At 64.1% G+C, this 12,666-nt stretch carries 16 protein-coding genes and 1 tRNA gene; 6 read left to right on the top strand and 11 right to left on the bottom strand.

The genetic code is table 11. From position 1 onward, the window contains the following. The first annotated feature begins 601 nt into the window (after positions 1 to 601). Complete coding sequence (locus DOM41_RS17630) at positions 602 to 970, top strand: hypothetical protein (protein WP_188112355.1); 369 nt, start codon at positions 602 to 604, stop codon at positions 968 to 970. A gap of 90 nt (positions 971 to 1,060) precedes the next feature. Here DOM41_RS17630 and DOM41_RS03965 read toward each other — a convergent pair whose 3' ends face one another. The 3 genes from DOM41_RS03965 to DOM41_RS03955 all read right to left on the bottom strand — a co-directional run bounded on the left by DOM41_RS03965 (position 1,061) and on the right by DOM41_RS03955 (position 3,876). Then, on the bottom strand, positions 1,061 to 1,888 hold the full coding sequence (locus tag DOM41_RS03965) for a Tim44 domain-containing protein (RefSeq protein WP_110685537.1): 828 nt from the start codon (positions 1,886 to 1,888) through the stop codon (positions 1,061 to 1,063). A 94-nt stretch (positions 1,889 to 1,982) separates the two neighbouring features. Continuing rightward, a complete protein-coding gene (gene yaaA / locus DOM41_RS03960; RefSeq protein ID WP_110685536.1) occupies positions 1,983 to 2,765 on the bottom strand; it encodes a peroxide stress protein YaaA in 783 nt (260 codons plus the stop codon). Positions 2,766 to 2,838: 73 nt separating this feature from the next. Continuing rightward, entirely contained in the window at positions 2,839 to 3,876 is a 1,038-nt protein-coding gene (locus DOM41_RS03955; RefSeq protein ID WP_110685535.1) for an NADP(H)-dependent aldo-keto reductase, read from the bottom strand. Positions 3,877 to 4,147: 271 nt separating this feature from the next. On the opposite strand from DOM41_RS03955, the gene DOM41_RS03950 reads away from it, so the two are divergent. Then, entirely contained in the window at positions 4,148 to 4,666 is a 519-nt protein-coding gene (locus DOM41_RS03950; RefSeq protein ID WP_110685534.1) for a tetratricopeptide repeat protein, read from the top strand. Between the two features lie 137 nt (positions 4,667 to 4,803). Then, positions 4,804 to 5,292, top strand: a complete 489-nt coding sequence (locus tag DOM41_RS03945; RefSeq protein WP_245391730.1) for a hypothetical protein — start codon at positions 4,804 to 4,806, stop codon at positions 5,290 to 5,292. 28 nt (positions 5,293 to 5,320) lie between these two features. Here the strand turns inward: DOM41_RS03945 and DOM41_RS03940 are convergent, their stop codons facing one another. From DOM41_RS03940 to ybaK, 5 genes are all read right to left on the bottom strand, one after another. Then, positions 5,321 to 6,292: an NAD(P)H-quinone oxidoreductase gene (locus DOM41_RS03940; protein ID WP_110685533.1), complete on the bottom strand. Its 972-nt coding sequence runs from the start codon at positions 6,290 to 6,292 to the stop codon at positions 5,321 to 5,323. Between the two features lie 116 nt (positions 6,293 to 6,408). Further along, the gene (locus DOM41_RS03935; RefSeq protein WP_110685532.1) at positions 6,409 to 6,963 is read right to left on the bottom strand and encodes an LOG family protein; all 555 of its coding nucleotides are present in this window, start codon (positions 6,961 to 6,963) and stop codon (positions 6,409 to 6,411) included. Between the two features lie 100 nt (positions 6,964 to 7,063). Then, entirely contained in the window at positions 7,064 to 7,585 is a 522-nt protein-coding gene (locus DOM41_RS03930; protein ID WP_110685531.1) for a DUF501 domain-containing protein, read from the bottom strand. Next, positions 7,554 to 7,883 carry a hypothetical protein gene (locus DOM41_RS03925; protein WP_110685530.1) on the bottom strand — a complete coding sequence of 110 codons (330 nt, stop codon included), beginning with the start codon at positions 7,881 to 7,883 and terminating at the stop codon, positions 7,554 to 7,556. The genes DOM41_RS03930 and DOM41_RS03925 overlap by 32 nt, the downstream gene beginning before the upstream one ends. Before the next feature lie 7 nt (positions 7,884 to 7,890). Beyond that, positions 7,891 to 8,361 carry a Cys-tRNA(Pro) deacylase gene (gene ybaK / locus DOM41_RS03920; protein WP_110685529.1) on the bottom strand — a complete coding sequence of 157 codons (471 nt, stop codon included), beginning with the start codon at positions 8,359 to 8,361 and terminating at the stop codon, positions 7,891 to 7,893. A 100-nt stretch (positions 8,362 to 8,461) separates the two neighbouring features. On the opposite strand from ybaK, the gene DOM41_RS03915 reads away from it, so the two are divergent. Further along, complete coding sequence (locus DOM41_RS03915; protein WP_110685528.1) at positions 8,462 to 8,812, top strand: hypothetical protein; 351 nt, start codon at positions 8,462 to 8,464, stop codon at positions 8,810 to 8,812. A gap of 37 nt (positions 8,813 to 8,849) precedes the next feature. On the opposite strand, the gene DOM41_RS03910 is transcribed toward DOM41_RS03915, so the two are convergent. Then, positions 8,850 to 9,296 (bottom strand): hypothetical protein, encoded by a 447-nt coding sequence (locus DOM41_RS03910; RefSeq protein WP_110685527.1) that lies wholly within the window; start codon positions 9,294 to 9,296, stop codon positions 8,850 to 8,852. 36 nt (positions 9,297 to 9,332) lie between these two features. On the opposite strand from DOM41_RS03910, the gene DOM41_RS03905 reads away from it, so the two are divergent. Then, positions 9,333 to 10,517, top strand: coding sequence for a MalY/PatB family protein (locus DOM41_RS03905; RefSeq protein WP_245391729.1), 1,185 nt, complete (start codon positions 9,333 to 9,335; stop codon positions 10,515 to 10,517). A gap of 79 nt (positions 10,518 to 10,596) precedes the next feature. On the opposite strand, the gene DOM41_RS03900 is transcribed toward DOM41_RS03905, so the two are convergent. After that, complete coding sequence (locus tag DOM41_RS03900; RefSeq protein ID WP_110685525.1) at positions 10,597 to 11,532, bottom strand: tetratricopeptide repeat protein; 936 nt, start codon at positions 11,530 to 11,532, stop codon at positions 10,597 to 10,599. Positions 11,533 to 11,634: 102 nt separating this feature from the next. On the opposite strand from DOM41_RS03900, the gene DOM41_RS03895 reads away from it, so the two are divergent. Next, entirely contained in the window at positions 11,635 to 12,432 is a 798-nt protein-coding gene (locus DOM41_RS03895; protein WP_110685524.1) for a DUF3750 domain-containing protein, read from the top strand. 148 nt (positions 12,433 to 12,580) lie between these two features. Here DOM41_RS03895 and DOM41_RS03890 read toward each other — a convergent pair. Further along, a tRNA-Met gene (locus tag DOM41_RS03890) sits at positions 12,581 to 12,657 on the bottom strand. Positions 12,658 to 12,666 lie beyond the last annotated feature (9 nt).

The raw sequence follows: 12,666 nt of genomic DNA, 5'->3' as shown, positions 1-12,666 counted from the left end.
GCCCCTGGCGTTGAGCTTTTCCCCGCCATAACGCCCCGAAATGCCCGCCAGGAGGCTCGCCCTGCGTCTCTCGGGCGGCGGCGCGCGGGAGGCATGAGGCCGAAGCTCGACGCCACAAGAAGCCGGCTTTCCTGATTAGGCGTCATCCCTGCAGGACAGAGTGAATGAATCGCGATGAGTCTGCGCTATTCACGATCGCTCTGCGCAATTCACGATGAATTACGGCATTCGCGATCACGTTGAATTAATCGGCTCCGTTCTCGACACCCGCTTGTCGACTTCTCTTGTTGTCCCGTTGTCCCGTTGTCCCGTTGTCCCGTTGTCCCGTTGTCCCGTTGTCCTGTTGTAGCGCCTAACGCCATGCGTTCGCCGTGATTAACTGACGCCGAAGCGTCCGGTAATACGGGAGCCGCCCGGATAGACGCGATATTGGCCGCGCGGTACTGAATTTCACGAAGTCTGTCAGGCGGTTCCGGACCATGAGTGACGCCAGCGGCCGACAGAAAAACGGCGACGCTTGATTATTTTGAAAGGAATCGGGAAAGCGACCACAACGGGTGGATGCCGAGTGCGTGACCGTCTATGTTTGAGGGGCAGTCTTATGGACAAGCCGCCAAGGAGAATGAGTATGCGTTCGGATCTGCTGAAAAAATTAGCGATGGCCATGCTACTGGGCATGACCGCATTCGGCATTGCCGCATGCGACAGCGACGATGGCCCGGCAGAAGAAGCAGGGGAGTCGGTCGACGACGCGGCGGATGAGACAGGCGACGCCATGGACGACGCGGCAGACGAGACAGGCGACGCCATGGACGACGCCCAAGATTCGGCTGAGAACGCTGCCGACGAAACCGGTGATGCCATGGATAATGCCGCCGACGAGACTGGCGAAGCCATGGATGACGCCGGCGACGAGATGGAAGAGGCGGGCGATGACATGGAAGACGAAGCGGAAGACGCACGAAACTAATCGCTTCGATCTACCGGTTTCACGGAAGCCAGTTAATCGCATAAAAAAAGCCGGGCCATTGGCCCGGCTTTTTGCGTTCTGACGGCTCGTTCAGCTAGCGTCGTTCTGTTCGATCCCCTGGACGTACCAGGGAGCATCGTCTCGCATCGCTCGCTTGAGATGCCACGTTTCATTGAACTCGGTCTCTTCACCGTTCTCTTCGAGCACGCCATGGAAAAGAACGGTCGCTTCCGCCTCTTCCTTGAACGTCTCGATACTCCCCATCTCCGCGAATAGACGGACGATCTCGGTACGGTTGTTGGCCGGCTGCTCGGCCCGTTCGGCTTTCAGCGTGTTGTAGAGTGCGGGGGTAACGTACTCCTGAATGCGCTCGAGATCGTTGTTGTCCCAGGCGCACTGAAGCGTCATGAAATGCTCCTTGGCGCCCGCCAGGAAGCGTTCACGATCGAACCAGCTCGGCTCCGCGCCGCCGGACTCACCTACCGTCTGGCTCGACTGTGCGCCGCCCATGAAAGACATCGGCTTCGCGTCCGGCTTGGTTTCCCGCGCCTGAGACTGCGTACCCGCAGGCGCGTGGCGCCGCCTGGCGGACAGCAACCGAAAACCGATCCATAGCGCGACTGCGATCAGCAGGATGTCGAGCATCCGGAACCCATCGAAGGCACCGCCGAAGAACAGAGACGCCAGCAGGCCGCCTGCTAGCAAACCGGCGAGCGGACCCGCGAAGCGAGAGAGCCCGGGACTTGGTTGACGCGGTGGCGTCGTTGCATTGCTGCGTGTCGTCGAGGCGGGCTGCTGAGTCGAGCGCGAGTAGGACCCGAAGCTCTTGCCACCGCCGAAGCGCTTGGCCTCGGCGTGGTCGATGGCTGTGGTAAACCCTAGAAGCCCTACCAGCAGCATGACGAATAAGTTGCGCATGGGTGTCACTCTCGTGGAGACAGATGGGATTGAGACCGGTCTAGCATGAAACAGTTCTGCGCCTTTCTGCCGAAGCACGGAGAAAAACGGTGCATCAATCGCGCTCCCGCTCGCTTCTGAGGAAGACCGGTGCGCCGGGCTTGGAAGCTTCTTCCGAGTAGCGATAGCCGGCAACGGCAAACGTCTTCAAGGACGCCTGCGTGTCGATCCGTTCCCGAATCAGCCAGGCAGCCATCAATCCACGCGCCTTCTTGGCGTAGAAGCTGATGATCTTGTACTGACCATTTTTCTCGTCCTTGAATACGGGTGACACGACCTCGGCTTTCAAGCGTTTGAGATCGATCGCCTTGCTGTACTCATTGGAGGCGAGATTGACCAGCACCGGTGTGCCACTGGCCGCGACGGCATCCTCGAGATCCCGGGTCAGGCGATCCCGCCAGTAGGCGTACAGATCCTTTCCGGCGGAGTTTTCGAGTTTGATGCCCATCTCTAGTCGATACGGCTGGATAAGGTCCATTGGACGCAGAAGACCATAGAGCCCGGACAAAATTCTCAGGTGCCCCTGGGCGAAGGCATTGTCGTCGGCGTCGAAGTCTTCGGCTTTCAATCCTTCATACACGTCGCCCTTGAACGCCTGAGCGGCGGGTTTGGCGTTGTCCAGATCGAAGGGCGTCTCCCACGCCGCGTAACGGTCCGCGTTGAGACCGGCGATCTTGTCGCTGACGCCCATGAGCTCGGAGAGTGCCTGGGGCGAGTAGCCTCGCAGGCGCTCGATCAATTCCCGACTCTGGGTCAGATAGTCCGGTTGAGAAACGTCACGGGTCGTGGACGGCGTTTCGAAATCCAGCGTCTTCGCCGGCGAGAGAATGCTGAGCATGTCGTGCCTTCTTGAGGTTCAAAAACGAAAAGCGGCCTTGAAGCGAAAGCGTCCGAGAGCGAACAGTGCGGGATCAAGGGCAGGGATTGGAGATTCGCCGGTGAACGCTCTCGATCGCCTCGATGACCTCATTGGAGAGTTCCAGTGAATCACTCTCCAGATTCGCCTCGAGCTGCTCGAGGGTCGTGGCGCCGATGATATTGCTGGTCACGAACGGGCGAGAGGTCACGTAGGCGAGGGCCATCTGCGAGGGGTCGAGTCCATGATCACGAGAGATATTGACGTACTCACGGGTCGCCTGCTGTGCCACTTCCGAGGTGTAGCGAGAGAAGCGTTCAAAGAGGGTCAGGCGGCCTTTGGGAGGTTTCTGGCCATCCAGATACTTGCCCGAGAGCACGCCGAACGCGAGCGGCGAGTAGGCCAGCAGGCCCACGCCTTCGCGATGCGCGATCTCCGATAGCCCAACCTCGAAGCTGCGATTGAGCAGGCTGTAGGGATTCTGCACGCTGGCAACTCGCGGCAGGCCATGCTGGTCGGCGAGTTGCAGGCAGCGCATGACACCCCAGGGCGTGTCGTTGGAGAGGCCAATAGCGCGGATCTTGCCCGCATCGACGGCTTCCTTCAACGCGCTTAGCGTCTCCTCCAGCGGAGTGGCATTGCTGTCATCCCCCGGGAGGTAGCCAAGACTGCCGAAGCAATTGACGTGGCGATCCGGCCAGTGAAGCTGGTAGAGATCGAGATAGTCCGTCTGCAGGCGCGCAAGGCTTGCGTCCAGCGCCTGATGAATCTGCTCGCGGGTATGGCGTGGACCGCCTCTAAGGTGCTCCATGCCACGTCCGGCACCGGCTGCCTTGCTGGCGATGACCAGGTCATCGCGACGCCCGCGCTTGGCGAGCCAGCTGCCGATATAGCGCTCCGTCAGGCCTTGAGTCTCGGCCTTGGGCGGTACCGGATACATCTCGGCGGTATCGATAAAGTCGATGCCGGCAGCGGTGGCACGGTCGAGCTGTTGATGGGCCTCGGCTTCGCTATTCTGCTCGCCGAACGTCATGGTGCCGAGGCACAGACGCGAAACCTGAATGTCGGTATGACCTAGAGGACGTTGCTGCATCGAGAAACTCCGTTGAAAGACAAAATGCGTCACAGACTCGCATGTTAAAGGGGCCCTTTGCGGGCGGCAAACGAGCGCCGGTGAACAGGGCTTGAGTCCCCCGAGGGACGGGCGTATCCTTGCGGCCTTTCGCCCACCGGCACGGCCGTAGCGGGGCTAAGAGTCGATTCAGACGCGCGCTGAGAGCGTTGCGTAATAGAACAAGATGCGTCCCGATCGACAGGGTTGCTCAGACCGAGAGTGGTCTTCGTCACCAAGGTTGCTGTCAGTTATGCCACAGGCGTCTTCTTTATTTACGCGTTTCGAGTTCCGTCTCGCCACCCAGCTCTCTCATGTCGGCTGGATCGGGCGGTCGCCGAGCAAGCAGCGGCTGATGCTCAAATGGTTCAAGCGCTGTGCCGATGCGGGGCACCTGCCGGCGCGCTCTCTCTACGGGCGAGTGCTGCTGCATCGCGGCGTCTCGGCCAAGGACAAGTCCACCGGCGCGCGCTACGTGCTGCAGGCGGCTCGTGAGGGTGACCTCAACGCACAGTATCAGGCCGGCCGGATCTACGAGCTGGGTTGCACGCAGTACCAGCCGAATCTTCACCATGCCGTGACGTGGTACGCGCGAGCGGGAGACAACGGCCACAGTCTCGCGGCCGACCGCCTCGCAACAGCGTATCAGTTCGGCGAGCTCGGTCTGCCCTGCGATCCGTCACGCGCGGAAGAGTGGAGCGAGCTTGCGCTCAATCTGTCGTCACAGCAGCCGGTTCTCGAAGCGCCCCACCCGGCTCCCGCCGTCCTCTGACTCCCTCTTGCCCCCTGGGTGAAGCCGCTCCCCGCGCGTCGTGAATCGACGGCGGGGTGTACTCTGGTATTAACGCTGCCATGATGGTCGGGCCTCGACGCCAGTCGAGAACGGTCACGAATAACGGAGCCCGCGCCGTGCCGCTGCCCATTCTGCTAGATATCGAAGCCTCCGGATTCGGTCGGGGAAGCTATCCGATCGAGATCGGCCTGGCGCGAGCCGATGGCAGCTGCTGTGCCTTTCTGATTCAGCCCGACGACGAGTGGACACACTGGGATCCCAAGGCGGAGCTGCTTCACGGCATCTCGCGCTCGCGGTTGATTCGGGAAGGGTACCCGCCGATCGAAGTGGCGCGCTGGCTCAACGATGAGCTCGCCGTTCACGGTATCGCCTACAGCGATAGCTGGGGCTACGACAACACCTGGCTCTCTCTGCTCTTCTATCAGGCGGGTCTGTTGGCGCGCTTTCGACTCGAGGCGCTTCGCAGGTTGCTGAGCGAAGCGCAGACCGCCGACTGGGGCGCCACCAAGGAGCGCTTGATCGCCGAACACGGCATCCAGCGCCACCGCGCCGGCGACGACGCCCGGCTGCTGCAGCTCACCTACGCGGCAACGGCCAGCCTATAGTGTTTCGGGTCGCAGTGGCGCCGGGGGTTCAGCGCGCTTTGCCGACGCGCAGCAGCACCTTGCCGATATTGGCGTTATCGGTGACGTGCTGCTGTGCCGCTTCTACCTCCTGAATTGACCATTCACCGGCGATCAGTGGCACGATCTCGCCGCTGGCAAGCTTGGGCCACACGTGAGTGTAGAGCGCATCCAGAATCGCCCCCTTGGCTTTCGGCGAGCGCGAGCGCAGGGTCGATCCGATCACTCGCTGGCGCTTCATCAGCATGCGCCCCAGATCGAGTCGAGACTCGGTCCCTCCCATCAAGCCGATCAGTACCAGCCGGCCGTCGGCATTGAGCACGTCCTGATCCTGCGGGATGTAGTCTCCACCGACCGGGTCGAGGATCATGTCCGCGCCGCCCCACGCCTGAACCGCGTCGACGAAACTCCCGTCGTGGCGGTTCCAGCCGGCGCTGGCACCGAGCTTGTAGCAGGCCTCGAGCTTCTCCTGGCTGCCGGCGGTGACGAAGCACGGATTGCCGAACACCCGGCAGAGCTGTATCGCCGCCGTTCCCACGCCGCTGGCGGCGGCGTGTAGCAGAACGTGCTGTCCCGGCTTTGCCGCCCCCTCCATGTAAAGGTTCAGCCAGGCGGTGGCGAACACTTCGGGCAGTGCCGCCGCTTCACGCAGCCCCAGATTCTGCGGGATCGGCAGCACCTGGGCGGCGTCGACCACCACCTCTTCGGCGTAGCCGCCGCCGGCGAGCAGGGCGCAGACCCGGTCGCCGGACTGAAAGCGCTCAACCCGTTCACCGGTGGCCACCACGGTGCCGCTGATTTCCAACCCTGGAATCTCGGTCACACCGGGCGGAGGTGGATATTTGCCCGCGCGCTGCATCAAATCCGCGCGATTGACGGCACTCCAGGCCACGTTGATGCGCACATCACGCGGTCCCAGGGGGCCGAGGTCGGGTTGCTCGCCCCAGCAGAGCCGTCCGTCTTCAATCGTGATCGCCTGCATCGTGGATCCTCCTTGAGTCGCTCGGCAGGGGTGGCGCGGCTCGGGGCGCGCCTGTCGGGCCCACGCCTTACCGCGCACTCCCCCCACTGTAGTCGATGGTGATCGAGGGTTCGGCGTTACAGCGCCGCTCCGGTATGAAACTCGGCCAGGCGGTCGAGCAGTGACTCGACCTCTGCGTCGGCGACGAGCGTCTCACGGGTTCGCGGGTCGAGAAAGCCGTGCTCGACGGTGGTATCGAGGAACGTCAGCAGCGGGGTGTAGAAGCCGGCGATATCCAGCACGCCAAGCGGTTTGGCATGCAGTTCCAGGTAGCGCCAGGTCCAGATCTCGAACAGCTCTTCCAGCGTGCCGATGCCACCGGGCAGCGCCACGAAGGCATCGGCATGGGCCGCCATCGCCGCCTTGCGCTCGTGCATGCTGTCGACCCGGATCAGCCGCGTCACGCTCGGGTGGGACACCTCACGCTGCACCAGGTGTTCCGGGATGACGCCGATCACCTCGCCGCCGCCAGCGAGGCAGGCATCGGCGAGGCGTCCCATCAGACCGTTGCGAGCGCCGCCGTAGACCAGCCCCCAGCCACGGCTGGCAATGGCGCGGCCGAGCGCCTCTGCCGCCTCGACGAAGCGTGGATCGTTGCCTTCGCGAGAGCCGAGATAAACACAGATTTTCACGCTATCACTCCTGAATCGATGAAAGGGGGCGTCAAGCCTGGCGCCGCCGACGGCGCCGGGTTCGAGGCGCTCAAGACCTCGGCGATGTCGGCATGGCCGATCAGGGGATGGTCCCGGCGACGTCGTAGTGCGTATCCAGCCAACGGCCGATGGCGTTGCTGCCGCAGAGGTGATGGGCGTACTGGGTGTGCAGGCAGCGCACCTGATCCCAGTTGGTGATGCCGCCGATGCCGCGTTCACGCATCAGCGGGGTAAAGCCCCGACGCTCGACGGCGTCACGCTCCGCCGGTGTCATGTAATCCCAGCGCTGGCGTACGTAGTCCTCATGGCTGGCGTGATACTCGGCCATCCATTCGGGATCCTGCTTCAGCGCCGCTTCCAGTTCCTTGATCACGCCCTGAGCCTCCAGGCGCGAGAGCACGACCTTCAGCCGCTCGCAGGAGAGCCAATAGAGGGTCGGGAAGGGCGCGTCGTCGACGATGGGTGCCATGCGCAGCACCAGCGGGCGGCCGTGGCTATCGGTGGCGGCAACCGCGGCGAGCCCGCGAGGGGGGCGACCGAGCTGCTCGGCGATGGTCTCAAGCTGCGCGTCAGTCGCCGCCTGATCGGTTTGAATCACCATGGGGAGAATCCAGTATGACTTTGCGGGAGCGGGCCACGGCCCGATAGAACGCCTGGCTTAGCTGCATCGGTGTCGGCGAGTAGTGATGGTCACGCAGACAGTAGGCGCGGGCGCGCTCGATGAGGGCCGTATAGAGGCGATTGAACGGCGCATCATAGTCGTAGGGATCAGGGCCCGGCAAACGCAGATGCGGATAGTCCGCCAGCCGCTCGATGAAGTAGCGCTCCAGCGTCACTTCCAGCGTTCGATGGCGATCAACGTCATCGGGATCGAGCCAGAGATCGTAGTCGATCGCCATCGGCGGCTCACTCTTTGGCCAGTGCAGTGGGGCGTGCGCCGGTGAGCGACACCAGATCCGCCGGCGCCAGCGAGAGTTCCAGACCGCGCCGCCCGCCGCTCACGTGAATCCGAGGAAGGTCCAGCGCGCTCTGGTCGATGTAAACCGACAGGCGCTTTTTCTGCCCGATTGGACTGATGCCACCCACGGCGTAGCCGGTCGCACGCTCCGCCTCAGGGGCAGCGGCCATGTGCGCCTTGCGGGCTCCGGCGGCCTTCGCCAGCACCTTGAGGTCGAGCGAGCCCGAGACTGGCACCAGTGCCACGACCAGCCGGCCATCGTCGAGTTTCGCCATCAGTGTCTTGAATACGGATTCGGCAGGCAGCGAGAGCGCCGCGACGGCAGCCTGGCCGTAGCCGCTGCTGCCGTCATCGGCCGTGTAGCTGGTGACCTCGTGGACGATGCCGCGGGACTCTAGCAGTCGGATGGCGGGCGTCATGCGACACGACCGCCGGCACTCGCCGCTTGCCGGATCCCCGCCGGCGTTCCTAAGCTAATCACGCTATGAAGACTCCTTGTGACCGATCGGCAATTGCCCGATGAGCGCTGAAGCGGATGCCTCATCATCCGAGACCTCGCCGCCGCGATGCGCGCTGTGCGGGCGGGCGACGCCGCTGACACGGCATCACCTCATCCCTAGAACGTTGCACCGCAAACCGCGCTACCGCAAGCGCCATGACCGCGATCATTTGCACACCGCCGTGCTGATGGTCTGCCGTCCCTGCCACTCGCATCTCCATCGCACGCTCAGCGAGCGCGAGCTCGCGGATCACTATGCGAGTCGAGAGGCGCTGTTGTCCCATCCGGAGATCCGCACCTTCGTCGAGTGGCTCGCCGACAAGCCCGATGGATTCGTCCCCAAACGCCGCGCTCGGCGTCGCGGCAGCTAGGGCTGGGGCGCTCGGGGCTTGCCTGTCGCGACGGCCGCTAGATCAGACGTCGACCGGTATGATCCTGCCAGGCCGCCTTCAGCGCCGGCGCCAGCGGCGCTTGCAGGTGCTCGGGCAGGGCGGCACCGGCCGCCTCGAGGCTCTCGAAGGAGCGGTTCAACAGCCAGCAGTAGGCCCAGGCGCACGCTTCGTCGTCATCCGCGGGCTGCGGACGTGCGGGAAGCTGGACCAGCAGGAACAGCGCCGTTCGCGCCGCCCAGCGCGGCGGCGCGGTCTCCTCGCTCCAGGCGATCAGCGTGTCGCCGTCCGGCGTCTGCTCAGGCTCGCCAAGTTTGGCGATCCTGGCCGTATCCGCCAGAATCATCGCCAGCCGATCGGGGCTCGCCTGACCCAGATGCAGCCAGTGCCCGATCAGGCGTGATCCGCCGGCCACCACGCGGGCGTAGAACGGCCGCTCCTGTGATGCCGAATAGGGTCGTTGCATCTTTCGTCCTTTAACGAACCATGGTGAGAAATGCGCGTGAACAACACTGTCACTCCGCCGTACGATTTTGCCACGCATATCGATCGTCGCCAGCATCCGACGAAGAAGTGGCAGCAGTATGCCGCGGACGTGCTGCCGCTCTGGGTCGCCGACATGGATTTCGTCTCGCCGCCGCCGATCATCGACGTGCTCGCCCGCCGGGTCGATCATGGCGTCTTCGGCTATGGCGACGTTGCCGCTTCGCTGCGCGAGGCGCTCTGTCGCTGGAGTCGCGACCACTATGACTGGGCCATCGAGCCCGACTGGCAGCTCTGGATTCCCGGTGTCGTGCCGGCGCTCAACCTGGCGGCGCTGGCGTTCAGCGAACCCGGGGACGGGATTCTGACGGCGACGCCGATCTATCCGCCGTTCTTGAGCGTCGCCGAGAACACCGGGCGCGAAGCGCAGCAGGTGGCGCTTGCCGAACCGAGTGCGGACGGCGAGCCCTGGACGCTCGACCTCGATCGTCTGGAGGCGTCCATCCAGCCCAATACGCGAGTGCTGCTGTGGTGTCATCCGCACAACCCAACCGGTCGGGTCTGGACACCGGTGGAGCTTGCCGGGCTTGCGTCGCTGGCGGTACGTCACGACCTCGTCATCGTGTCGGACGAGCTGCACTGCGATCTGATACTCGACGCCGAGCGCTCGCATCGGCCGTTGGGTCAACTGCATCCCGAACTCGCCGAACGGTTGGTCACGCTGTGGGCGCCGTCGAAGACGTTCAACATCGCCGGCCTCTCCTGCGCCTGTGCGGTGATCGCCGACGAGCGGCTGCGCGAGCGCTTCCAGCGTGCGGGAGCCGGCCTGATGCCCGGGGTCAACGTGCTGGGACTCGAGGCGGCATTGGCGGCCTATACGGCGTGTGAACCCTGGCGTCAGGCGCTGCTCGACGAACTCGGCGGCAACCTTGCACTGGTAGAGCGCTACGTCTCCCGCTGGCCAGGCGTAACGCTATCGCCGCCACAGGCGACCTATCTTGCCTGGCTCGATTTTCGTCACAGCGGCCTCGGGGATTCGCCCCAGAACCATCTGCTGGAGGCGGCGAGAGTGGCGCTTTCCGACGGCCAGGCCTTCGGCGCGCCGGGCTTCGTCCGCCTCAACTTCGGCATGCCGAGAACCTGGCTCGAAGAGGCGCTGACGCGCCTGGATGGGGGGCTGAGCCCCGAGTCGCACAAGGTCTGAACCCTGATCACCCGGGCAAGAAAAACCCGGCCAGGCGGCCGGGTTTTTCCGATCGAATGAGGCGCGCGCTCGGGTCGCCTCAGTAGAGCATGGCGAACAGGCGTCGACGGTAGGTCACCGTCAGCGGATGATCCGCCCCGAGTGCATCGAAGACATTCAGCAGCGTCTTGCGGGCCGCATCGTCTCCATAGCTTCGATCGGCCTTCATCAGTGCCAGCATCGCTTCGAGTCCCGCTTCGTAGTCGCCATCGGCGATCTGGCGCAGGGCACGAGCATACTGGGCCTCGCTGTCGTCACGCTCGCCCAGGGCTTCGATCTCGGCGTGGCTCAGTGCCCTTTCGCCAAATTCGATGCGGGCGCGCACGCCTCGGGCCTTGGCGCCGTCGCGGTACTCCGGCGGCAGGTTGTCGAGTAGCTGGCGGGCGGTGTCGCTGTGGCCGGCAGCCACATAGACCCCGGCGAGGCCGATCTGATAGTCGTAATGTTCGGGATACTGCTGGATCAGCTCGTTGAAGATCGCCTGGGCAGTGGCGGTGTCGCCATTGGCGAGCGCCGCCTCGGCCATCTCTTCGGGGCTCTGCGAAGCGGTGTCCGGCGCCTCGATGTACTTCGCCAGCCACTCGCGAACCTGCTTTTCCGGTAGCCCGCCCTGGAACTGATCGTAGAGCTGGCCTTGGGCGATCAGCTTAACGTCGGGTACCGACGTCACGCCGAGCTGCGAGGCGATCTGCGGGAAGGCGTCGATATCGAGTCGCGCCAGCACGAACGCGCCTGCGTATTCGGTGGCGAGCTTTTCGAGGATCGGCTTCAGATTCTTGCAGGCCTCGCTCGAGTCCGCCCAGCTCTGCAACAGGACCGGATGCTGCATCGAGCCTTCGAGTACCACCTGCTGGAAGTTTTCCAGCGTAACGTCGACGATCACGTCGTCGCGAGAGACCGAGGCCGATGAGCCGGTGTCACTGCCTTGCGAGCCGGCCATTGGCTGACCGGTGCGAGGATCGACGATTGAAGCCATGAGTAGAACCCTTGATGTTCGATTCGTGATTGGCGACTGTTATGCGGGTCACGCGTCTGCGATTCAACCCCTGACGCGGATTTCTGCCGAGTCCTCGCCGATATGACACTACCGAGCGTTCTCAGGCGCCTCGCCCTTTCGATACTGGCAATAGCGGGTCTGGTCGCCGCGCTGCTGCTGGGCCCGGGCTACATGCTGGCCTCGCAGCGGGTGGCGATGGACGCCGACTGGCGTCTTGCCGATCGCAGCGCGAGCGGTCTGGCCCCCGACCCCGCCGAGGTCACCGAGGCGGTGGTGCAGGTCTATGCGGCACGCGCCTTTGGCTGGCGCGGCGCGTTCGGCGTGCACACCTGGATCGCGACCAAGGCGAAAGAGGCGGATCGCTTCCAAATCCATCAGGTGCTGAGCTGGCGCCGGCCGGTCGTGGTGAGTGGTTTCGACGCGCCGGATCGCCGCTGGTACGGCAATTCGCCGACCCTACTGGCGGATCTGCGCGGCGAGCGCGCGAGTCGAGCGATCCTGAGTATCGAGAGGGCGGTGGCGAACTACCCCCGCGCCGATCGCTATCGCGTGTGGCCCGGCCCCAACAGCAATACCTTCGTCGCCTGGGTGGTGCGGTCGGTGCCGGCGCTGGCGGTCGATTTTCCGCCTACCGCCATCGGCAAGGATTACCTGATCGAGACGGACGGCGAAGCGCTCTCGGGGTGGCTGTCCGCGGCACCCAGCGGGACTGGCTATCAGCTATCGCTGTATGGACTGCTGGGCGTGATGGTGGCGGCCGACGAGGGCATCGAGTGGAACGTGCTGGGACTGACGTTCGGACTCGACTGGCAGTCGCCGGCGCTCAAGCTGCCCGGCCTCGGGAGGATCGGCATGGCTCAGCCAAGCGGCGCACGCTAGAAAGGCCCGTCGGTCACGCGGGTGGCGCAGAAACCCGTCACTCACGCTAGCGGCAGGAAGGCGTGATGCAGCGCGCTTGCCCGTTCGGCAACGCGAAAAACGGGCATAAAAAAGACCGGCGCCTTAAAAAGGCGCCGGTCTCAAGAGATGGTAGCGGGGGCCGGATTTGAACCGACGACCTTCGGGTTATGAGCCCGACGAGCTACCAGACTGCTCCACCCCGCATCAATGTGG

Origin of the sequence: Salinicola aestuarinus, assembly GCF_003206645.1 — a bacterium.
Classification (GTDB): domain Bacteria; phylum Pseudomonadota; class Gammaproteobacteria; order Pseudomonadales; family Halomonadaceae; genus Salinicola; species Salinicola aestuarinus.
This window is presented reverse-complemented; position numbering and strand designations above follow the sequence as displayed.